18 protein-coding genes are annotated in these 21,873 nt (G+C 43.0%); 6 read left to right on the forward strand and 12 right to left on the reverse strand.

Features of this window, described 5'->3' with window-relative positions; translation table 11 throughout:
* Positions 1-346 precede the first annotated feature (346 nt).
* From ACRBG0_RS12980 to ACRBG0_RS12990, 3 genes are all read left to right on the forward strand, one after another.
* The gene (locus ACRBG0_RS12980) at positions 347-697 is read left to right on the forward strand and encodes a HesB/IscA family protein (protein ID WP_431487300.1); all 351 of its coding nucleotides are present in this window, start codon (positions 347-349) and stop codon (positions 695-697) included.
* Positions 698-924: 227 nt separating this feature from the next.
* Positions 925-3,297 carry a T9SS type A sorting domain-containing protein gene (locus ACRBG0_RS12985; RefSeq protein ID WP_431487301.1) on the forward strand — a complete coding sequence of 791 codons (2,373 nt, stop codon included), beginning with the start codon at positions 925-927 and terminating at the stop codon, positions 3,295-3,297.
* Positions 3,298-3,416: 119 nt separating this feature from the next.
* Positions 3,417-4,751 carry a T9SS type A sorting domain-containing protein gene (locus ACRBG0_RS12990; RefSeq protein ID WP_431487302.1) on the forward strand — a complete coding sequence of 445 codons (1,335 nt, stop codon included), beginning with the start codon at positions 3,417-3,419 and terminating at the stop codon, positions 4,749-4,751.
* Positions 4,752-4,822: 71 nt separating this feature from the next.
* On the opposite strand, the gene ACRBG0_RS12995 is transcribed toward ACRBG0_RS12990, so the two are convergent.
* Complete coding sequence (locus ACRBG0_RS12995) at positions 4,823-7,045, reverse strand: NADP-dependent isocitrate dehydrogenase (RefSeq protein WP_431487303.1); 2,223 nt, start codon at positions 7,043-7,045, stop codon at positions 4,823-4,825.
* 138 nt (positions 7,046-7,183) lie between these two features.
* Between ACRBG0_RS12995 and ruvB the strand changes: the two genes are divergently transcribed.
* Together ruvB and ACRBG0_RS13005 are read left to right on the forward strand one after the other, a co-directional pair.
* On the forward strand, positions 7,184-8,221 hold the full coding sequence (gene ruvB / locus ACRBG0_RS13000) for a Holliday junction branch migration DNA helicase RuvB (protein ID WP_431487304.1): 1,038 nt from the start codon (positions 7,184-7,186) through the stop codon (positions 8,219-8,221).
* Between the two features lie 161 nt (positions 8,222-8,382).
* Positions 8,383-9,612 (forward strand): zinc dependent phospholipase C family protein, encoded by a 1,230-nt coding sequence (locus ACRBG0_RS13005; protein ID WP_431487305.1) that lies wholly within the window; start codon positions 8,383-8,385, stop codon positions 9,610-9,612.
* 55 nt (positions 9,613-9,667) lie between these two features.
* Here the strand turns inward: ACRBG0_RS13005 and ACRBG0_RS13010 are convergent, their stop codons facing one another.
* From ACRBG0_RS13010 to ACRBG0_RS13060, 11 genes are all read right to left on the reverse strand, one after another.
* The gene (locus ACRBG0_RS13010; RefSeq protein ID WP_431487306.1) at positions 9,668-11,737 is read right to left on the reverse strand and encodes a TonB-dependent receptor domain-containing protein; all 2,070 of its coding nucleotides are present in this window, start codon (positions 11,735-11,737) and stop codon (positions 9,668-9,670) included.
* A 10-nt stretch (positions 11,738-11,747) separates the two neighbouring features.
* Positions 11,748-12,803: a hemin-degrading factor gene (locus ACRBG0_RS13015; RefSeq protein WP_431487307.1), complete on the reverse strand. Its 1,056-nt coding sequence runs from the start codon at positions 12,801-12,803 to the stop codon at positions 11,748-11,750.
* Positions 12,790-13,164 (reverse strand): DUF6686 family protein, encoded by a 375-nt coding sequence (locus tag ACRBG0_RS13020; protein WP_431487308.1) that lies wholly within the window; start codon positions 13,162-13,164, stop codon positions 12,790-12,792. Before ACRBG0_RS13020 ends, ACRBG0_RS13015 begins: the two co-directional genes overlap by 14 nt.
* Before the next feature lie 22 nt (positions 13,165-13,186).
* Positions 13,187-13,969, reverse strand: a complete 783-nt coding sequence (locus tag ACRBG0_RS13025; protein WP_431487309.1) for a heme ABC transporter ATP-binding protein — start codon at positions 13,967-13,969, stop codon at positions 13,187-13,189.
* Positions 13,966-15,000, reverse strand: coding sequence for a FecCD family ABC transporter permease (locus ACRBG0_RS13030; RefSeq protein WP_431487310.1), 1,035 nt, complete (start codon positions 14,998-15,000; stop codon positions 13,966-13,968). Before ACRBG0_RS13030 ends, ACRBG0_RS13025 begins: the two co-directional genes overlap by 4 nt.
* Positions 15,001-15,918 (reverse strand): heme/hemin ABC transporter substrate-binding protein, encoded by a 918-nt coding sequence (locus ACRBG0_RS13035; RefSeq protein WP_431487311.1) that lies wholly within the window; start codon positions 15,916-15,918, stop codon positions 15,001-15,003. It lies immediately after the preceding gene.
* Positions 15,919-15,988: 70 nt separating this feature from the next.
* Positions 15,989-17,263 carry an HmuY family protein gene (locus tag ACRBG0_RS13040; RefSeq protein WP_431487312.1) on the reverse strand — a complete coding sequence of 425 codons (1,275 nt, stop codon included), beginning with the start codon at positions 17,261-17,263 and terminating at the stop codon, positions 15,989-15,991.
* Between the two features lie 201 nt (positions 17,264-17,464).
* On the reverse strand, positions 17,465-17,986 hold the full coding sequence (locus ACRBG0_RS13045; protein ID WP_431487313.1) for a DUF4252 domain-containing protein: 522 nt from the start codon (positions 17,984-17,986) through the stop codon (positions 17,465-17,467).
* 214 nt (positions 17,987-18,200) lie between these two features.
* Complete coding sequence (locus tag ACRBG0_RS13050) at positions 18,201-18,704, reverse strand: DUF4252 domain-containing protein (protein WP_431487314.1); 504 nt, start codon at positions 18,702-18,704, stop codon at positions 18,201-18,203.
* 106 nt (positions 18,705-18,810) lie between these two features.
* Positions 18,811-19,305: a hypothetical protein gene (locus tag ACRBG0_RS13055; protein WP_431487315.1), complete on the reverse strand. Its 495-nt coding sequence runs from the start codon at positions 19,303-19,305 to the stop codon at positions 18,811-18,813.
* Complete coding sequence (locus ACRBG0_RS13060; RefSeq protein WP_431487316.1) at positions 19,295-19,798, reverse strand: RNA polymerase sigma factor; 504 nt, start codon at positions 19,796-19,798, stop codon at positions 19,295-19,297. The genes ACRBG0_RS13055 and ACRBG0_RS13060 overlap by 11 nt, the downstream gene beginning before the upstream one ends.
* 278 nt (positions 19,799-20,076) lie before the next feature.
* On the opposite strand from ACRBG0_RS13060, the gene ACRBG0_RS13065 reads away from it, so the two are divergent.
* Entirely contained in the window at positions 20,077-21,858 is a 1,782-nt protein-coding gene (locus ACRBG0_RS13065; RefSeq protein WP_431487317.1) for an LptF/LptG family permease, read from the forward strand.
* Positions 21,859-21,873 lie beyond the last annotated feature (15 nt).

The raw sequence follows: 21,873 nt of genomic DNA on the forward strand, positions 1-21,873 counted from the left end.
ATGCGCTGTTCCTGCATTTGAAGTTGCTTGCGCAGCATTTCTCTAATGATAAAGTAGCTGGTCAACGCAACTACAATAGCAGGAATGGCGATCTTTATTATTTCTAGGAATACCATCATGGTCTTATCCGTGATTGTTGAAGCTTTTAGACAGCTTCATTGATTAAAGTAATTATTACTGATGTTTAGACAATCTTATAATGCACCAATGCCACAAAAGTAACTGCTGCGCAAAGAATCTCCACTTTTCAGCGTTATTTTTTCACAAATGCCAACTAAGTGCTCATTGAGTATGTTTTGGATTTGTATCTTTACTTTGGAATCTATCTTAATAAGACATCATCAGTATGAGCACGGTGAAAACGAGTATGCAACCCATTACCCTTACGCCTGGCGCAGTTGAACAGCTTAAGCGAATACAGAAAGAACAGTCTGTCCCTTCAGACCACGGCTTACGTGTAGGAGTAAAAGGAGGAGGCTGCTCTGGTTTTTCTTATATCCTTGGCTTTGACCTGATCAAAGAGCAAGACGATGTTTACGAAATCGAAGGGATGAAAGTGATGGTCCAGAAAGCCCACGCGATCTATTTACTTGGTATGGAAGTTGATTGGCTAGACGGTTTAAATAACCGTGGCTTTACCTTCAATAACCCTAATGCCAAAGAATCTTGTGGCTGTGGAACGTCCTTTTCTGCTTAAAAACTTTCCATTCTTCTTGGTCATACACACCACGGAGTGGAAAACTAACACCCTAGTGAACATTCCTGATTAAACTATTGTCTAGGAAAAGAACTCCTATACGAATAAGGAGAAATAATTATTGCTATCTATTGTCAGATGCGAGCTAATTATTTCGACTTTTTTCTAAAAGTAGTGACCTATATTTGTCTTTTATATCCTACACTTAAATTTAAAACATGCAATTCATGATGCAACGTTTACTTACACTCGCCTTCTTGGTAATGGCCGCCGGTACTTTGACCGCGCAAGACATTATCTGGGAAGAAGATTTCTCCAAAGGTATGGCAGGATGGAGCGTTAACCCTATTCTTTGTGGCTCAAATGTCAGCACTTATGGTGATAACTCTGGTCCTGATTATGGTATTTGGACGCTTACCGAAGGAACAGAAAATGGTTCCCCCCTTGGATACGATGGGCTTACCTTTGAGTGGTCTTTTCTAAATGACACAGAGTATCAGTTTACCTTTGATACTGATGACGGTTCTGAATATGCTACTGTATATGGAACTTACAGCTTTTCTGGTGACACCCTAATCTCTTCTTTGAACGCCTCTACCGTACTGGCCAATGGCATAGCATTTGCCGAAACAACTGCTGGTGGTGTAGTAGAATGGGCTACTAATGCAGAACTTGAATTTCCAGCTTTTGTAGATGCTTACACCGGAAGAGGTGAACCTACGATAGTATACTCCGATGGAGGAAATACACTAACTTACACGCAGATCACCGATGCAGGTGATGAATATGTATTCACTTACACCAAGCGCTCTGAGTGCGGAGCCATTTGGACCTGGAGCCCTAACGGCAACCTGGGCAACGGCATCTTCGGTTTCGAAGCACCTGGCGCTATCTTTGTTAATTCAGCTACCCGTACCAATGGTACGATGATCATGAACAACATGTTCCAGATGTTCCGTGGCGACGCTGCTAACGTACCTGCATCTAACCCTCCTCCGTACCCGCAGTACGTAGCAGAGTTGATTTCTCCTCCTATTGATATCTCAGCAGCGGATCGTGCTTTGTCAATTTCAATTTCGCAAACCTTGCGCTATTTGAACTTGCCAACGGATGCCCCTGATGGTTTGAAGACCTCTTTCGCCGTAAGTACTGATGATGGCGCAACCTGGAGCCCAGCAACGGATTTGAATCCGAACTTGGGAAACAATGTAATCCGCAGCAATCGCCAAACGGTTCCGATTCTAAATGCCCACACTGCTGGTGCTGATGAAATTCGGATCAAAATCACCTTTGCAACAGATTATTACTTCTGGGGTATTGATGATATCTCTATCCAGGAGCGTATCGGTTACGACATTCAGGCGAATGCCAACTTCTTTGCTATTCCTGATAACGTAAACACACCTTACTCTCAGCTTCAGCCTCAGTACTTCATGTCTGATATCCAGAACAATGGTGGTTTAGTGGCTGAAAACGTACAGCTGAACCTTCAGATCGTAAACGTTACTGATGGTGGTACTGTGGTTTATGACCAGACTAAAAACTATGGCAACATTGCTGTAGATTCTATTGCAGAGAATGATTTCATCGATACTACGATGCCGTTGGATCTTGCACCAGATGAATCGTCTCTTGGTTTTTATGAAGGTACTTATATTTTGAGCCAGGATTCTACCGATGTCAATCCTGGAAATGATTCTCTGTTCTTTAGCTTCTCTGTTACCGATTCTTTATTTGCTAAGGAAACAGGCCCTACCCGTGCTATCTTCCTTACCAACGACCGCGATTGGTTCATTGGTAACAGCTACTACGTGCCTAATGGCGAAAACTGGTATGCTCGTTTCATGTCTTTCATGATCAGTAATGTTTCTGATGCTCAGTCTACTGGTGTTACGACTTTCCTTTATGAGTCTGACGGAGATGTAGATGGCGATGGACGTATCGGACCTGATGAGTATGGTAATGTGCCTATTGCCTTCAATGAATACATGTTTGATGGTACAGAAGATGAAGTATTAATTACCATCCCTGTAGACTTGGAAGGAGAGGGCATTGAAATGACCAGTGGCAAATATTACTTTGCTGTTGTACAGTATGTTGCTGCAAATGCAGATGACCAGGTAGCTATTTCTGCAAGTGAAGATTATAACTACGCTGCTAATAACTTCATTACTGATTCTATTGGCATTGAGCAGTACTCTGATGTTGTGGATTTGGTGGCTGAAGAACCAAACTTCTTCTCTGGTGGCTTTGGTGGTACATCTGTGCCTGTGGTGCGTCTATCTATTGGTGATAACCCATTCCTGGATCAGCCTGCAATTACAGCTATCGAAACGGTACTTCCTACGGAGTTTGGGGTGAATGTATACCCTGTTCCTGCAAAAGACAACTTCAATATGAAAGTTGACTTCCCTAAGCAGGTGGATGTGCTTGTTCGTTTGTACGATCAAACTGGACGTATCATTCTTACCCAAGAATTTGATAAGCTACAGAACGGTACTTTCAACTACGATGTACGTTCGCTTGCTAGCGGTTTGTACTTCCTACAGTTGGATACCGATGCTGGTACACGTATCGAGAAGATCGTTGTACAACACTAGTCGTAGGCTTTTTATGCTAAAACCTGTGTTTTAGCAAGTCTTTTGACAAAAACAGCGGGCTGATTCAGTTGATACTGAGTCAGCCCGTTTTATTTTTGATAGAATATAAATAAATGATTATGCGACTTCTCTCTACACACTTACTTCTTAGCCTTTGTGCTATCTTTCTTTTTTCAATTCCTCTCAATGCTCAAGGCGGACCAGATTTGGAACTGGATACCACCTTTTATGTCATTCCGGAAAACGCACAAGCGCCAACAGCGCTTTTTAACCCCCAATACTTTGCGGTTAATGTCCTCAATACAGGAGATGAGGCCGCCAATGATGTGATTGTAAACTGCCAGATTACCAATCTTACAACTGGAGAAGTAATCTATAGTGTTGAAAAAAACTATGGCGAGCTATTGCCCGGAGAAAGCATCGGAAATGATGTACTCAATGAAGAGCCTTTCAACTTACCATTAACTAATTTTTTTGTAGAAAGAGATTACTGGGGTACCTACATTGTTACGACCACCAGCAATGATATTAACCCTCAAAATGACACCATTCACTTCAATTTTTCTTCTAGCTACGAAAGCCTGGCAAAAGAATCCGGGCGGACAGGAGGGATTAGACTGCAAGGATCAAATTACTATATAGGCACTTGCTTTTATATCCCTGAGCCTTATACCTTTGAAGTAAGAGATGTGGAATTTATGATTGATAATGCATCGGAAGTTTCGGAAGGGCAAGGGGCGGTTACTATTCTACTCTACGAAACCCTGGGGGATCAAAACCAAGATGGTGTTATTGATACGTTGGAATATGATTATACCCCCATCTATTTTAATGAATACCTCTTTGATGGTTCTGAAAATCAAACGCTGGTACGTTCTCCTATTCACATAGACTCGGAAGGCCCATATGATCGACTAACTTTGCCCGGAGGGAAATATTACCTGATCGTACTTGAATATGTAAGTGAAGACGAAGAAGACACCATTGTGATTTCAGTAAGCGATGAATACGATTACCATGCCAATAGTGTTATTTCTAATCAAATGGATTTGCCTCAATATGCTCATGTTATCTACTCCGATAGCCTTGGTGGAGATCGACCAAACTTCGTGATAAATGGCTTAGGGACCAATATTACTCCACTTATTCGGCTGAAACCTTTCGTTCCAGTTGGAAATACTCAAAGCAATTCACTGCCTCCTAATTATCAAATTACAATTGCTCCAAACCCTGCTGATGAGTACTTTACGCTGGTATTTGATTTTCCAGAGCAGGCAGCAACTCAAATGGCATTATTCAACCAAGCAGGCCGCTTAGTCAAGACTTATCCTTCTCAAAAGGTATACAGAGAAACGATTTCAGAAAACTGCCAAAACTTACCAAACGGTATATACACGCTGCAAGTAGCAACGGAGAAAGGGAATACTAGCAGGAGTATTGTGGTGCAGCACTAAGCTAGAACGGGCTTTTGACGCAAGTCAAAAGCCCGTTCTAAAAGTTAAGTCACGAAGTGATTTACACCAACCTAAATGCTAGCTAAAATACCATTTAGTGTTTCACTAGGCCTCATTGCTTTATTTACCATAGAGACTTGTGGGTAGTAATAGCCATCAATATCAACAGGAGCCCCTTGAGCATCGAGTAGTTCTTGAAGAATTACTGCTTCTTTAGCAGCTAACTCTGTCGCCACAGTAGCAAATTTCTCCTTCAATTGCTTGTTTTCGTTTTGCTCCGAAAGTGCTTCCGCCCAATATTTAGCTAGGAAAAAGTGGCTTCCTCTATTGTCGAGTTCGTTCACTTTCCGAGAAGGTGACTTGTCATTTTGCAAGAATTCCGAAGTAGCTTTATCCAAAGTGCTTCCCAAGATGACTGCACCTGAATTATCAAATGTAGACCCAAGGTGTTCCAATGACACTGCTAATGCTAAAAACTCACCAAGAGAATCCCACCTTAGGTGTCCTTCTTCAACGAACTGTTGTACATGCTTAGGTGCAGATCCACCAGCTCCTGTTTCAAACAAGCCTCCTCCGTTCATCAATGGAACAATAGAAAGCATTTTAGCACTTGTCCCTACTTCTAAAATTGGAAATAAGTCGGTATTGTAATCTCTCAGCACATTACCTGTCACAGAAATAGTATCCTTGCCTTCTTTAATCCTATTCAGCGAAAATCTAGTTGCTGCAGAAGGTGACATCGTGTGAATCTCCAACCCATCCGTATTGTGATCCCCTAGGTATTTATCGACTTTCTTGATTAACTCTCTATCGTGAGCGCGTTCTTCGTCTAGCCAAAAAACGATAGGAGTGTCGCTAGATCTTGATCTGTTGACGGCCAGTTTAACCCAATCTTGGATAGGTAAATCTTTCACCTGGCATGCTCTCCAGATATCACCTGCTTCTACGTCGTGTGACATTAGGACATTTCCGTCGCCATCAACAATCTCTACTTTTCCGTCTGCGGCTATCTCAAATGTCTTGTCGTGAGAGCCGTATTCTTCTGCTTTTTGTGCCATCAAACCTACGTTTGGCACACTACCCATTGTTGTGGGATCAAAAGCGCCATGCTCTTTACAGAAATCAATAGTTTCCTGGTAAATCCCAGCATAGCTACTATCAGGGATGACTGCTTTGGTATCTTTTTGCTCGCCATTTTTGTCCCACATCTGTCCAGAAGTACGGATCATAGCAGGCATTGATGCATCAATGATCACATCACTTGGTACGTGCAAGTTTGTAATTCCTTTATCACTATTAACCATCGCTAGATCTGGGCGATCTGCATAACAGGCATTTATATCAGCAAGAATTTCTGCTTTTTCTGATGCATCCAATTCATCTAGTTTTGCAATCAAGTCGCCAAAACCGTTGGTTACATCTACGCCGATTTTTTCAAATGTATCAGCATGTTTTGAAAATACAGGTGCAAAGAAGCTTCTGACAGCGTGACCAAAAATGATGGGGTCCGAAACTTTCATCATAGTAGCCTTCATGTGCAGTGAAAAGAGTACATCTTTTTCTTTTGCATCACGAATGTTTTCATCCAGGAAGCTTAGCAAAGCTTTTTTGCTCATGAATGTTCCATCAATAATTTCGCCCGCCAATAAAGCTAAGTTATCCTTGAGGATGGTTTTCGTCCCAGCTTGATCTACATGCTGAATAGTTACTGTAGTATCAACTGGAATAGTAATCGATTTTTCGTTTGCTTTGAAATCTCCTGACGACATGGTGGCTACATGCGATTTTGAATCAGCTGTCCATTTACCCATTCTGTGTGGATGCTTTCTGGCATAAGCCTTGACAGGCTTCGGAGCGCGTCTGTCTGAGTTTCCTTCTCGTAATACTGGATTTACAGCACTTCCTTTAATCTTGTTGTAGCGATTTCTAATGGCCTTTTCTTCTTCAGAATTTGCTTCTTCCGGATAATCAGGGATGGCAAAGCCTTTTGCTTGTAGCTCTTCAATTGCAGCAATCAACTGTGGTACAGAAGCACTAATATTAGGTAATTTAATGATGTTAGCTTCTGGTTGTTTTGCAAGCGTTCCCAGTTCTAATAAATCATCAGAGACTTTTTGATCATCAGAAAGGAAGTCTGGAAATGCAGACAAAATCCTGGCTGCAAGAGAAATGTCTCTTGTTTCTACTTCAACACCAGCTGACTTGGTGAAAGCTTGAACAATAGGTAAAAAAGAATGAGTTGCCAAGAACGGTGCCTCATCAGTCTTTGTATAAATTATCTTCTGTGTACTCATATTTATTATCCCGTTTGAAATCGTTATTTTTATAACCGCACAAAAGTAAGAATTTCTCCGCTTCTTACTAACTTGCAAACACGATCAAAAAACATCTAGTTTGTTTTTTAGGGTATTTTTTTCTGACGAATTCAAAATATGCGAAATCCTCACTTGGATCCTGATAAAGATCAGCTACCGGCAGATGATCAGCAATACGAAAGAGCACTACGTCCCAAGGCATTGGATGACTTCAGTGGTCAACCTAAAATTGTTGAAAATCTAAAAATATTCATCCAGGCCGCTAAACAACGTGGGGAAGCACTGGACCATGTTTTGCTACACGGCCCTCCGGGATTAGGGAAAACGACCTTGTCACATATTGTTTCCAACGAAATGGGCGCGGAGTTGAAGATGACCAGTGGCCCTGTCTTGGAAAAACCAGGAGACCTAGCCGGTTTACTTACCAATTTATCCGAAGGGGATGTGCTCTTTATTGATGAGATTCATCGATTAAATACCGTCGTCGAAGAGTACCTCTACTCCGCGATGGAAGATTATCGGATTGATATCATGATTGATAGCGGCCCCAATGCACGGACTGTTCAAATTAGCCTGAGTCCATTTACGCTGATTGGCGCGACCACCCGCTTAGGACTGTTAACAGCTCCAATGCGTGAGCGTTTTGGTATTACCTGTCTGCTGGATTATTACGATGCCGCTACCTTAAGTAAAATCATTATTCGTTCTGCCGGAATTCTGCAAGTGCCCATCAATGGCCCAGGCTCAATGGAGATCGCCCGCCGAAGCAGAGGCACACCTCGTATAGCCAATGCTCTATTACGCCGAATCAGGGATTTTGCTCAAGTAAAAGGCAACGGAAACATAGATGTGGCAATTGCAAAGTATGGCCTGGAAGCCCTTAATGTTGATGAAGGCGGCCTCGATGAAATGGACAACAAGATATTGAGTGCAATCGTCCACAAATTTAAAGGTGGCCCGGTTGGAATCACGACCATCGCTACCGCAGTAGGAGAGGAGTCTGGCACCATCGAAGAAGTCCACGAACCTTTCCTGATTATGGAAGGTTATATCCAACGAACACCCCGAGGGCGAGAGGCTACTGAAAAAACCTACCGCCATCTTGGCCTCGTCCCTCCGGGACGTACAGGGACTTTGTTTGAGATTGCAGAATAGAAATTCTCAAACATCGTCATTTGAGTAAATTAGGGGGATTTATATTTCCTTATATAACTTATATGGTTCAAGTGTTTTTCATATCAAAGTCCTTTAAATTCAAAGCTGTGGCCAAATCGACATCTTCTTTTTTAAAGCCGGGTATACTATTTTTATTGTTGATGTTTACCTTGCTAAGCGCATTTACATTAAGCGACACAGCGATGGAGGAATGGGGCTTTTTCGGTCATCGCCGAATTAATAGAATGGCGGTATTCACCCTGCCACCGGAAATGATGCCCTTCTTTCGCCACCATATCGAGTACGTTACCGATCATGCCGTAGATCCTGACAAACGCCGCTATGCCACCAAGCATGAAGCCGTACGGCATTATATTGACATTGACCATTGGGGCGTCCATCCCTTTCCTGAGGTGCCCCGCAACTGGACAGAAGCATTGTTGCGCTACGGCGAGTTAAGAATGATCAAAGCTGGTTCTACTGACACCCTGGTTGTGGAAGTAGCTTCTATATTAAGAGCAAATAACGGCAGAGATACCGCCTTGTTAAAAGTTAACCATCCTGATCTGCCGCTCTATTTGTCGCTGAAAGATTACAAGACTTATTGGCAGGAGGAAATTCAACCACAGTACTACGAAGACGAATGGTTGCCATCACCTGCCGCAACAGCAGCACTTTTTGGCTGGCCCGCAGAGACTTTTAGCAGGGTAGAGGCCATTGATCATTTTTCAGAATACGGCATCGTTCCTTATCACTTGGAGGCTACTCAGCGACAACTCACCAGGGCTTTTGAACGAGGAGATGCCCGATCTATTCTGAGGATATGTTCAGAAATCGGCCACTATATCGGCGATGCACATGTACCTCTTCACACCACTGAAAACTATAACGGCGAGATGACTAACCAAGTAGGTATTCATGCCTTTTGGGAAAGTCGTCTACCTGAGCTTTTTGCCGACAAAGGCTACGATTATTTTGTGGGCAAAGCAGAGTATATCCGCGATAAAAATGATTATTTCTGGACTGCCGTCTTAGACAGTCATAAGTTATTGGACAGTGTTCTCCTTATCGAAAAAAGGCTGAGCCAAACAATCCCGCCCGATCAACAATTTTGCTTTGAAGAGCGATTGGGCCGTTCGATCCGTACCCAGTGCGAAGACTACGCAAAGGTCTACGAGCAAGCCATGGATGGCATGGTGGAAACACGAATGCAAGATGCGATTCTGGCCATTGGCAGTTCCTGGTTTACGGCTTGGGTAGATGCCGGGCAACCAGATTTGAATGCACTACTCGACACCCAAGCTACCGAGGATGAATTACGGGAACAAAAAGAACTAGAACAGGAATTCCAGCAGGGAGAAAGCAAGGGGAGAGACCATAGCGGAAAGTAACCCCCTGGTATTTCGAGCTAAAATAAGAGGGGGCAATTTGGTTTTATACGCTCACTTATTTTCCGTATGAGAATTGCAATCGGACAAAATAGCTGCGGTCGAAACCCGTAAGTATAGATTGTCCGCTGCCACCATGTACATCGCCAGAATTACTCGCTCCGCTTAGTGATCGACTCGATTGATTGAGCAGGTTTTTAGCACCAATACTAAGGTGTATTCTTTCTTGCCAAAACTGACGGTTTAAAGTGGCATTTAGCTGATGGTTTCGGCCAATGAACCCAAGCAAAACCTCGTCTTCATAAAGATAGTATCGCTGCTGCCGTGCAATATAACGATGCGTAACCAAGAAGTCAATGTCTACTTTAGGAATCCAGATAGATAGCTGGGATTGCACTTCGGCTACGGGAACAAAAGTAGGTTCATAGCTGGTCTCTTCTGCAAAATCATTGGCAATATTGGTTATTGAAAAGCCACTTTCACAAGAAATGATTTCCGACTCATAATTGACCGTGAAGTTTAGCCCATGTGTATCGTATGTTTCGAGGTTTTGGTAGTTGTATTGCAGTGGCGAAAATTCTGCCAGCGTTATTTTATTCCTGACAGCATTGTAAAAGCCTTTTACCCCAAAACGAAGCAATTGGTTGTTACCTAGGTTGTTACGATAATCAAGGCTCAATCTGGCATTGTTTGAATACTCTGCCTGCAATTCATTATTACCGACAATGAAATGATTGATATCAATAAAGTTGAAGTACAATTCTTTGATAGAAGGCGCACGAAACCCTAGTGCATAACTGGACTTTAGCGTCCAATCCTCTGTTATGTTCCAGCGCAGGTTTAAAGCTGGCAACACTGGGTGGTCAAACTGGCTGTTATGACCATATCGAAGGCTCGCTTGAAGGATCAGTTTTGTGATTGGTGTCCAGCGAGCCCCAAGCCAGAACGCAATGTTTTGTTGGCTAGGTTCATTCAGATCAACAGCCGAAGTATCCATAAGTCGGCGGCCAAAAGCCATTTCTCGAAGATATTCTACGCCGAACTGTCCATTGATTTTTCGCTGACTTGCGGTATTGATACTCGTACGATGCAGGATTGAGGTAAACCGTGAGGTGTCTTGTTCTGCCGAAACGGGAGTAGATTCACCGCTTTCCAATTCCAACCGTTCATATTGTTTGGTTCGCGTAAAGCTGTTCAGTGCCGTTTGTGATTGTAAATACAACGAGGAAGACATCCAGGTATTTAGAGACAGTGTATGATCATGGCGATTGGTGAGGTAGGTTTCATCAAAAGCATAAGGATTGAAAGATGGCCGCTTTACAGGGCCGTAAAGAAAAACAGATTCCGTAAAGTAACGTTGCTGGTAGGTAATGTCAAACGAGTCATTGGGCCGATAAGTCAATTTGCCATTGAGGCTGTTCTGTACCTTTGGATTCCATGGAAATTTCCGTTGTTGAAGCGTTGATCCATCAGCTAAGGTTGTTGTTTCAATAAGCCGGAGGCTATCATTGGGTTCAAATTGGCTCTGATAATGACTTCCGCTGGCACTGAAAAAAAAACGATCAAAACGGGCAGAGAACAAAGCGTCATAATTCATGATCCCAATGTCCTCAAATTGGCTAGCAAGCGAAACATTGTATTTGTTGAGTTGCGTTTTTTTTGTGATAATATTGATGACACCGCCAGCGGCATTGTTGCCATATTGGGCAGAGAGTGCTCCTTCAACGATCTCTATGTGATCTACATCCGAAAGTTTTATTTGGGAAAGGTCAACATTGCCGTTGACCCTCCCTATAACTGGAATACCGTCGATAGCTACTTGTACATTCTCTCCTCCAACGCCCTGTATTTGTGCGCCGCTACCGAGAATAGGGTCGTTGCTTACGCGAAAATTCAACTGCTGGGTAAGTACCTCTGCCAGGTTGTTCATGCCTTGCCGAGTAATGTCCTCGATTTCGATTACTTTAACTTCATGCACCGCATTTTCCTTGGCAGTGGGGGCAAATTGAGCCGTCACGACAATGTCTTCAATAGCAAGAGACCAAGTTATTGAATCATTTTCTACTTGTGCAAGTAGCGTGCTGCAACACAAGAGCGCAAACGGGAGTAGCTTGGGTATTTTATTCATCAGTTTCTGATTAGCAGCTCAGAGAAAATTGGTTAATGGCTTCTCGCCAAGTTTCTAACTCTGGCTTTCCTGGCTTGCGTGCACCAAAAAAGTAAACGATAAGTTCGCCATCCTCATCAAAAAGCTCCAAACTGGTGACGATACCGTCTACTGTTGGTTTTTTAACGATCCAGGCTTTCTTGACCATTTCCATATTTAGGTGAAGGTTAAAAGCGGGGTCCAGAATGTTGTACCATTCTCCCAATTCCTTAAGCTGGCTTACTTCACCGGTATGAATCTGAACACAACCTTTACTGTGGACAAAACACATGATAGGAATCGCTTGCGCTGCACAGTATTGGAGAACTTCCTTTAAAAAATCTACAGGCACGGCCTGGCTATGGCCTAAAGGAGCTAATTCAAGCGCACGGGTTCTGCTAAGACCGTACTTTCTCAGCAAACCAAAGAAGTCGTGCGTATCCTTGAGGTTGAGCCACTCCTGCTGAAATGCTTCCACATCAACATCTTCTTTCGTTGTTTCCTGAGTGCTTGCTTCTTCTTTCTTTGGCAATGGAAATAATGGAGACTGGTCTTCTGCCCGGTATTCAGCAACCAACTGGTGGTAAACATCAATATTTGACTTCTCCGTAGAGAATATTTTGTGAACAGCTTCTCCCTCCCCGTTAAAAAATTGGAAAGAATAGAGCATCCCCATTTTACCCCGATCCATGGTTACAGCAAGCGCATGTACCCACTCATTCATGAAAAAACGAAGGTCAATATCTGGATTGACTGCTACGCCCATGTTGGCTGGGCCTCCGTAAAAATTGATGTTATCGTAAACACCTTTTCGCTCATGTACACAAGCTTCGTTACGGGTAAGGGCCATCACATAGCCCATGCGCTTGATTTTCGGCAAGAGTAATTTCCAATCGCCAGAAAGTCGGATAACGGTACTATCCGGAGCAAGCGTAAGCAACTCAGCTTCGCTGATACCTAGTTTCGCTGCCAAATTTCGCTGGCGAATACGGGGAGTTTCAGCAATAATGGTCTGCTTGTCGCGCAGAAGTAGTTCAATTGAAGTCATTGTAATTATCAGTTTTGTGGTCACTCGCCAGTAATTCAGCTTGAATGATAAGCAGTGCAGTTTGTAGCATGTCATTCAATTTCTTTAGCTCATGAAAAGTGAATAGCAAATTAAATCCAGCGTATGGTGTGGGTAAATAAATTGATTTAAGTAAGGAGGACTCCTTGTTACTTTGAGATTTCTTTAGTGTTAGTGCTATGGTTTCTGCAAGCCTTTGGAACTCAGGGAAAGACTGATCTACACAAAAATTGCCAAAGGCAATTTGTAAAACGCCACAACCAGAGCATCGAACGATGTACCCAAATTCGTCATGGATAATAACATTTATCATATCCGATTCGTGTCCAGATGAATGGTTCATTTACTCGAGTATTAGAATGATTTTACGCTAAATGTGTGAGGTTATTCGAGAACAACGTGGGAATTTGGTGACTTTTAAGTTCAAATGTTTTAGAGATATTGGTAGGAGTTAAAGTGGCTTTACAGTCGCCTTGTGCCAATACCTTACCTTGTTTTAGTAATATGATTCGGTCTGCATAAGTAGCAGCAAGCCCCAGGTCGTGAACGATGGCAACTACACCGATTCCTCTTCGCTGGATAATGTTTTTCACCAATTGCATCACCTCGTGTTTTTGTTTAATATCAAGGTTAGCAGTCGCCTCATCCAGGAATAAATATTGTGTATGTGGGCGCCAGTAATTGCTTTCGAGCTGAACAATACATTTTGCCAACAAGACGCGTTGTTGCTCACCACCAGATAGGCTAGGAAAGCTTCTGTTTCTGAAAGCAGTCATACCAACTTTGCGTAAAGCATAGCGGACAATACTGCGATGCTCTTCGTCTTTCAGAAGGTTGCGTACCGCATAATTTCCCATACCTATCAGGTCTTCTACCTGGATGGGGAAATTGACGTGCATTTGCTGAGAAAGTACCGTCCTCCGGATGGCCATTTCTTTTGCAGACCAGTTGCCAAACAACGCATTTTCCCAGGTGATTACCCCACCTTGTGGTGTAAGTTGACCTGTTAGTATTTCAAACAAGCTGGTCTTTCCTGCTCCATTGGGGCCTAATATCATTGTAAGCGCCCCAGGCGGCAAATCAAGGTCAATGCTCTCCAGAATTTGCTTCCCATTCCTTTGAAGGCTTATGTTCCTAAGGTTAATCATAGCATTACTTGGTTGTTATTGGTCCTGTAAATCAGCCAAAGGAAGAAAGGTGCCCCAACTAATGCCGTGATAATACCCAATGGCAGTTCTGCTGGAGCAACAATGGTCCGCGCAAAAGTATCGGTGATTACCAAAAACAGAGCTCCTAGTATGGCAGAACTCGGAAGAAGTTGAGTGTAATTACTTCCCAAAATAAGGCGAAGAAAATGTGGAATGATGAGTCCTACAAAACCAATAATTCCCGTAAAGGAGATGCAAACACCTGTGATTAAAGCTGCTATTAAAATGATCAGTGTTTTCACACTTTCCACTTTCACACCAAGGTAAGCTGCTTCCTTTTCTCCTAGTAACAAAGCATTGATTGTCGCTGCTTGCTTGTTTAACAACCAAAGCCCTCCGACCACCAGAGGAGAAAGAATACCTACCTGAAGCCAATTTGTTCCACTTAAGCTTCCTAAAGTCCAAAAAGTAATATCTCTTAATTGCTGGTCATCTGAAAGATAGATGCATACCCCTACAATTGCACTTGCTAAAGCTGAGATAGCAATTCCTGCCAGTAGCATGGTCATGACAGAAACATGCTGGTCTTTTTTCGAGATCGCATAAACAACAAAAGTAGTGATGACGCCCCCAATAAAGGCAGATAGACTTACGGAGGTTTGCTGTATCCAATCGGGTAGGGTAGACCAGTAGCTTTTCGTAAGAACAATCGCCAAGACGGCAAATAATACCGCTCCGCTTGAGACACCTATCAGGGTAGGGTCTGCCAACGGGTTGCGGAAAAGTCCTTGGATGGCTGCACCTACACTCGCCAATCCGGCTCCAACCAATGCTGCAAGCAACACCCTGGGAAGGCGAATATGATAGATAAGGAAACCTTCTCCTATTTCCCCTTTGGGGCCTGAAAAGGAAAAGAGTCCTTTGAATAATTCCGTACTATTCATCGCGTAGGCACCAAACATCAGGCTTCCCAGAATGCTGAGAATCAATCCTGCCCAAAGCAGCCAATAAATTCTATTGCCTACCCTCATTTAAAGCTCGGTTTGACTAAACGTCTGTAACTGAAGCGCCAAATCGTAGGCCGCTTGAGCCGCCCTTGGGCCAAAAGAACTCAAGTAGTGGCCGTCCATCGTGATGACTCGCTTGTGCTGATAAGCAGTGGTTTGTGCCATTCCGGGTATTTCTCCAAGGCCATCCATTCCTTCTAAACTATTCAGGCCGCTTTCAAATAGTAACAGTACTTCAGGGTTAGCAGCTAGCAATGCTTCGGGGCTCAACTCTTTGTAATCAGAGAAGTTTGTGACAGCATTTCTTCCACCTGCTTTTTCCAGCATAGCAGCTACGGGCGTACCGCTCCCACTTACAAAGAGTCGGCCTGTTCCACGAGCATATAAGAATAAAATATTGGGCTGATGAGTTGTTTCTTTCAGGAGATTAGCCAAACGCAGACTGTCTAGGGCAATGTTTTGAGTCAGCTCTCCTATACTTGCTTCCGAAATTGACAGTTTCGTTTGTAACTGTCGAGCCACCTCTACAGCATTGTTAAAGTGCGTAGTAGTCGTAATCCCAAATACGTTCACACCAGCAGAAATAAGCTGTGCCAATACAGGGGTGTTTACATCCTGTTTTTTGCAAATGATTAAATCAGGGCGCAAGGCTAAAATCGCTTCTGCATTTAGCTGACTGACATGCCCAAGTTGAGGTTTACCCTTTAGTTCCTCTTCGGGATAAGTACTCGTTACATCAATACCAACAATTTGCTCTCCTAATTCTAATTGGTAGAGCAATTCTGTCACCATTCCATCAAGAGACACAATCCGCTTTAAAGTGTCTCCGGTATTTGAACCGGAGACATCCGAGGTAGTGTCGTGAAAGCAGGAAGTAGTGGAAAAAGCCACCACTCCTATAGCCATTAGTAAGAAGAAAATTCTAGCTGGAAAATGCTTCATTATTTTTATTTTAAGAATAGCTGCTTGTAGTTGCCTCGCAACTACAAGCAGCTATTAAAGAGAGAAACGACTATTGTGTTATGATTAATGGTCGAACAATTTGCGCTTGCCCATCTTGAATCCTTAGGTGGTAATGCCCCGATGGAAGTGCTGTTGACAATTGGTAGGTATTCAGGCCAATTTGTGTGGGGATCGTTTCATGATAAACAACCTTGCCTAAAGCATCAATGATTTCCAGCTTTTGATGCTGAGAATGAGCTGAATTAACCGTCCAGCGGAGGTTAATCTCTCCATTGCTTGGATTCGGAAAAACAGAAAGATTATCTGACATGTCAGGCAAGTCATCACTATTAACCAATAGCCCCTCGTAGCTTTTCATTAGGGTCGTGATGCCTGAAGAAGAGCCGGAAAAATCCAAAAACTGAACTTTCCAGATACTATCAGCTGCTGTTTTAATGAAGAATACTTGATCTTCCTGAATACCCCAGCCTGTAGTAAAATCAAAGAATTTCCAATCGTGGCCAATGGTATTCAATGTGTCCTGAAATTCCGCTAGGTAATCCTGGAAGGAAACGGTAAAAGGATTTACCTCATCGGCTTGTGCTACTGCAACATTCTGATTTGATAGAACGCCAGCCACCTGATATTCGATGATACCACCTTCGCCATCATCAAGCGGAGAATAATAACGGGTGAAGAGTAAATCCCAATGAGCTGGCTCCAGGTCCTTTACTTCATTACTTGCAAAAGAATAATAAGCGAGTGTCTTGCCCGTGAAATCATCCTTTGTGATTTGTACATTGACTTCATCTGTACCATCAAGATTAGCATGACGGAAGGAATAGACATTGTTGGCTAAAGATTGAATCTCTAGTTTACGCCAAACTCCATTGCGTAGATGTATAAAGAAAATATAGTTGCTGTTTATCGTATGATTACTAGGATTATACGTTCCCCAGCCTAAGTCAAAAGGGTTGTCTGCACTAGCGATGCTGTTAAATGCACCTGACTCCCAACTGACCTCCGGATTAAAAACCTGCTCAATGATATTCAGCGTGTCAGCAGTTGAAAAATCCTCGTCGATACTGAAGAAAACAGAAATTTCTGGCGCCGGAGCTCCAAAGCTAGCCGACACTCCTTCGTTTACAAAAATGCCTGCGCTTTGCGGAGCTACCCCAAAAGCAATATCCCAATCTTCATGGGCTATGCTTGTCGTACTCCCATCCTGAATCTGGTAAAATACCTGGTTGGAATAACTGGCACCGATACTAACTTCCTCCACTTGTGCTTTAAGGCAACATCCTGTAAAGAGTAATGCTAATAGACAAATGTATTGTTGATTCATGCTTGTGTTATTTTTATGTTGACACAAACGTAGAAAACAATTTATACTTATTTAGACTAAATCTAAATAATACCTAATTTTAATGATACTTGCTACCTAGCTCTTAGGTAGTAACAGTACCTAAGAGCTAGGTAGAAAAAGATACCTGCCTATTTCTACATGAGATAGGCAGGTATTTTCTAGTCTTTCTTAAAACCGTTTTTAAGGACGCGGCTCTTCCTTACTAGGCAATCTATTCAATGCCTCTCCAGCCTCCCCATCAAGCTCTAGTTTTTGCAAATCCTGATAATACATCAACCCACTCAGGCTTACCAGTGTAACCTCTTCAGGGTCTTCGACCAGAACAATGAGTTCTTCAATCACCTCATCTTTGTTTTCATGGAGATAAATGTATACCAGGTCTTTTCCGTCACGAATTCTAATGAGTTCTTCATAATTATTGGCTTGGATGCTTTGTCGCAGTGCCGTGAGGTCGGAAGCTGCAATATCTGAGCGATTAGGCACGGACAGCACACGCAAATGATTGAGTTTTGACAAAAAGGTCCGCTCTCCATCCTCGTCAGTGGCTTTGCTGATAAAATCGAGCAGCCCACCGCTAATATTTACGTGGGTGACATCTTCCAACCCCTTGTATTTTTCAATAAAAGAGTTGATAACATTATTCTGTGCTGATAGGATAAAGGTGCTCAAGGAAAGAGCGATTAGCATCATTAATGGTTTCATGCTTTTAGTTTTTTGGGCGCACAAAAAGCGCCGGGTGATTACTTAAGTCAGGTTTGCGAGAAAGAATCTGGAACAGGTATTAGATAGAGGGGCTTTGATATAGCAGCCGTATAGGGTTTTTAAAAATCCCTATACCCTATACTAAGTGCCTAGTACTGTGAGTTTTGCCTTGAACTATCCCTGCTTTTTAGGAACACAAAAGGCAAAATTCACGTCAATTGTCCTCGTCCATTTCGTTGGCCAGCTTGATGATTTTATCAAGATTCAAGGGGCCAACAAAGCTCATTAAGGTAAACTCACTTTCTCCATAAGATAGGAATAGTAGTTCCTGGAGATTCCCCTTGTCGTCTTCCCGCAATAGGAATTCTGTGTTTCCACCATTACGTTCCCTGATTGTAATCAGTGTTTCGTAGGTTTTGGTGTTAATTTTTGATTTTGCTTCATTGAAGTATTTCTCCGGCGTAACGTCTGTGCTAAGAATGCGGAGGCCACGAAGATCGGTAGCTAAATCCATGAAGGCGGCAGCTTCATCATCATCCAATTCGAGTTTTTCGCCGCCTATTTTTTCAAACATCTGAAATAGGCGAGGACTGATGTAGATGACCGAAAATTGCTCATCCTCCACGTAATCCTGGAAATAATCATCGATGGCGTTGGCCTGCCCAAAGAGGCTCATTGTGCCCAGACAAAGCAGGGCTAATGCAAAAAACTGTTTCATATTTGCTGTAATTTTAATTTCGATTTTGTTTAAATTGGGTTTACTTCAGAGCTATTATTCACTTGGGTATTAAAACAGCCTGTACTATGTATCAAGTAGCTAATAATCACCAGGGCTGCACCAATTTCTTGACACTTTGCAGTTCACTAGTAGCTACATTCATACCGCGACGTAAAGACGCACTTGTTTTCTGCAAAGCAGCCGTTGTTACACGTATGGCTTCTTCCTCATTCTTAGGCTCAAACTGGGACCAATCTATAGTAGCTTGTTGCTTATTTGATTCGCCACTTGGAGCTAATAGCCAAACAGCAAGTGCTAGTGTAATCATTGCTGCGATCGCTAACCACCTGGACATCGGTTTTCTAAATTGTACCAATCGGCTGGTTTCCTTTTTCTGAATTGATTCGAGTCGATCCGAAAACGCTTCACTTACTTTCTGTTCTCCAGCTATCGCAAAAAACTGAAATAGGGAGCGGTAAGGTTCCATATCCTTTGGTAAAACCTCTTGCTGAAAGTAGCTGCGTAATGCTTCTTCTTCAGCCAAAGAAGTGTTTCCTTCAAAATATCGATTGAGTAGTGTTTTTGCTGTATTATAGTCCATAGGAAGATTGTTTTAATAGTGCTTCACGAAGGGCTTTTCTTGCCCGAAATAAATTGGTCTTTACCTGCGGCATCGTCATTTCTAAAGCATCCGCAATTTCCTGATAACTCATTCCTTCGATATCTCTCAATTGTACAACCGAGCGATGATTCTCTGGTAGGTTTTGTATGATCGCCCGGATTTGCTGGTAGGTGTCTTTCCATTCCAATTGCTGATCGGGGCCATCTTTCACGGTGAACTGGGGAAGATTATCTGTAATTTCTGTCCTTCTTTTTCGATAACCACCTTTCAGCTTATCTAAAGCCTGGTTGCGAGTCATCCGAAGGCACCAGGCCTCCATATTTTTAATAAGTAGCAAATCTTTCCCTTGCTGCCATAGTTTGACCATTACCTCTTGTACAACATCCTCTGCTTCCGCCCTATCATTGACCAACCGCAACGCCAGGCGATAGAGTCGGTCTTTAATGGGCCATATTTGTTCTCTGAATTCCATCCAGTCCATTTGTGGATTTATCCGTTTTCAATTCCTCGACGAGACGAAATTGGCGTTTGTTACAGATGGCTGATATTTTTTTCGACAAAAACAGTCTTTTTCCTAAAATATAGCAGCAACGCATCTCTTTTGGCCCTTGGAGCGTTACCTTTGCGGTACGAAAATTTGCAGTACTTCGCACTTTGCAAAAACCTCTGTGTCTCCGTCTCTCTGCGGCAAGGAGAAGTTGAAGGGGAAAACGACTGGATGCCTTGTGCTGCTTCTCACAATTTTAGCTTTTGAAAAAAATTGACCGCCTTTTACTGGTAAGCTTCATTGGTCCCTTTTTGGTGACGTTCGGTATTGCAACCTTTGTGCTCCTGATGCAAATTCTTTGGGTGTATATCGATGACATTGCCGGCAAAGGTTTGAGTATCTTTGTTATCATGGAATTGCTGGCTTACAAGTGTGTAGGCCTCGTTCCTATGGCACTGCCTTTGGCTATCCTCATTTCTGCAGTAATGGTCATGGGAGGTTTGGCGGAACGTTATGAACTCTCCAGCCTGAAGTCTGCGGGAATCTCTCTCTTACGCGTCATGCGCCCGATTATCGTCTTTGGTAGTATTGCTACTTTTGTTTCCTACTTGTGTAACGACTATATTATTCCTGTAGCAAATCTCCAGTTTGGATCTCGGATGTATGATATCCGGGAAAAGAAGCCCACCATGAGCATGGAAACGGGCGTTTTCAACGACGACTTCGGGAATTACGCCATCAGAATAGGGGAGAAGGGCAGCGACGGTCGAACGATTAGCGATATCCTGATATATGATCATTCAGAAGCCAATAGTGGAAAGCTTACGCAGGTGATTGCAGAATCAGGCGAAATGTTCTCCACCAAAGACGGTAGCTATTTTGTGATGCAATTGTACAATGGGCATCAGTACATAGAATCAAGGCCCACTGGGCGAAATACCGGTAAAGGAGCTCCTTTTATACGTACGGCCTTTAAATCCTGGAATAAGGTCTTCGATTTGAGTGAATTCAATATGGATATCACCAATCCCGATCTATTTAGCCAAAATAGGTCCATGATGAGTATCAGTCAACTTGCTAGTCAGATAGACACCATCCAAAAACGCATAGATCAACGCTATTTGAATCTTGCCAAGCAGGTTGGAACGCACTTTAGTGTTCTTCCTGTCGATAGCCTTTACCCACAAGCACAACTAGAGCCAGAGGAGGATGAACTGTCTGAAATAGATGCAGAGCAGGATAGCTTAGCCAATGAAGATACTATGCAAGACTCCCTCCTGGCTGATAGCTTGCGGCTATTAGAAAAAATGGGAACCGACAGTGTACAACGTCTAGAAAGTTACTCGCAGCGTATGTCAAGCGCAGGCCGAAATCGAACGGATGAACGCGAAAAACTAATCGCTTTAGAAAAAACTACCGATCAAAAAGAGAGAATGGCAAAAGCCGCCGCTATTAAGAAAGCTGCGGGCATGGAGACAAAAGTCGACTCTTCAAAAGTTCAGCCCCAAGTACCCTTAGAGCGTTTTAACGACACGATTACCTCTGTCACTGCCTGGCTGGAGGTCCTCACACCTGCCGAGCGGCGAAGGTTCATGACCAAGGCCAAATCAAGTGCCCGGGCGATTATTAACCAAGCTGAGCAAGCGGAAGTATCTCTGAGTAGGACCAAAGAAGACAAGGTCAAGCACATATATGAAATGCATACCAAATACAGTATGGCAGTGGTCTGTATTATCTTTGTTTTTATTGGTGCACCATTGGGAGCCATTGTCAGGAAAGGTGGGTTCGGCTACCCGCTTTTGGTAAGTGTAGTGGCTTTTATCGTGTTTATTGTTCTAACCATTTTCTGTCGAAAAATTGCGGAGACCTTACTGGTGCCTGCCTCCCTGGCGGCTTGGTTGCCTTGCATTGTTTTGTCGCCTATAGGTGTTTGGTTGACCATCAAAGCTATGGCCGACAGTAAACTTTTTGACCTGAGTGGATTGACGGCAAGTATCAGTAAATTATTCAGGAGGCTACGCCCTAAACATAAGCAGCCTGTTTAGAAATGTTGTACTCTC

It is taken from the genome of Lewinella sp. (genome assembly GCF_050633125.1).
In the GTDB taxonomy this organism is placed as follows: Bacteria; Bacteroidota; Bacteroidia; order Chitinophagales; family Saprospiraceae; genus Lewinella.

What these genes read in the sequence shown, in the direction of transcription:
- ACRBG0_RS13055 (WP_431487315.1), bottom strand. Translation starts at nt 19,305, where the DNA reads ATGGACTATAATACAGCAAAAACACTACTCAATCGATATTTTGAAGGA.
- ACRBG0_RS13015 (WP_431487307.1), bottom strand. Translation starts at nt 12,803, where the DNA reads ATGACTTCAATTGAACTACTTCTGCGCGACAAGCAGACCATTATTGCT.
- ACRBG0_RS13005 (WP_431487305.1), top strand. Translation starts at nt 8,383, where the DNA reads ATGTTTACCTTGCTAAGCGCATTTACATTAAGCGACACAGCGATGGAG.
- ACRBG0_RS12990 (WP_431487302.1), top strand. Translation starts at nt 3,417, where the DNA reads ATGCGACTTCTCTCTACACACTTACTTCTTAGCCTTTGTGCTATCTTT.
- ACRBG0_RS13045 (WP_431487313.1), bottom strand. Translation starts at nt 17,986, where the DNA reads ATGAAACCATTAATGATGCTAATCGCTCTTTCCTTGAGCACCTTTATC.
- ACRBG0_RS13010 (WP_431487306.1), bottom strand. Translation starts at nt 11,737, where the DNA reads ATGAATAAAATACCCAAGCTACTCCCGTTTGCGCTCTTGTGTTGCAGC.
- ACRBG0_RS12980 (WP_431487300.1), top strand. Translation starts at nt 347, where the DNA reads ATGAGCACGGTGAAAACGAGTATGCAACCCATTACCCTTACGCCTGGC.
- ACRBG0_RS13060 (WP_431487316.1), bottom strand. Translation starts at nt 19,798, where the DNA reads ATGGAATTCAGAGAACAAATATGGCCCATTAAAGACCGACTCTATCGC.
- ruvB (WP_431487304.1), top strand. Translation starts at nt 7,184, where the DNA reads ATGCGAAATCCTCACTTGGATCCTGATAAAGATCAGCTACCGGCAGAT.
- ACRBG0_RS13040 (WP_431487312.1), bottom strand. Translation starts at nt 17,263, where the DNA reads ATGAATCAACAATACATTTGTCTATTAGCATTACTCTTTACAGGATGT.
- ACRBG0_RS13050 (WP_431487314.1), bottom strand. Translation starts at nt 18,704, where the DNA reads ATGAAACAGTTTTTTGCATTAGCCCTGCTTTGTCTGGGCACAATGAGC.
- ACRBG0_RS12985 (WP_431487301.1), top strand. Translation starts at nt 925, where the DNA reads ATGATGCAACGTTTACTTACACTCGCCTTCTTGGTAATGGCCGCCGGT.
- ACRBG0_RS13030 (WP_431487310.1), bottom strand. Translation starts at nt 15,000, where the DNA reads ATGAGGGTAGGCAATAGAATTTATTGGCTGCTTTGGGCAGGATTGATT.
- ACRBG0_RS13020 (WP_431487308.1), bottom strand. Translation starts at nt 13,164, where the DNA reads ATGAACCATTCATCTGGACACGAATCGGATATGATAAATGTTATTATC.
- ACRBG0_RS13035 (WP_431487311.1), bottom strand. Translation starts at nt 15,918, where the DNA reads ATGAAGCATTTTCCAGCTAGAATTTTCTTCTTACTAATGGCTATAGGA.
- ACRBG0_RS12995 (WP_431487303.1), bottom strand. Translation starts at nt 7,045, where the DNA reads ATGAGTACACAGAAGATAATTTATACAAAGACTGATGAGGCACCGTTC.
- ACRBG0_RS13025 (WP_431487309.1), bottom strand. Translation starts at nt 13,969, where the DNA reads ATGATTAACCTTAGGAACATAAGCCTTCAAAGGAATGGGAAGCAAATT.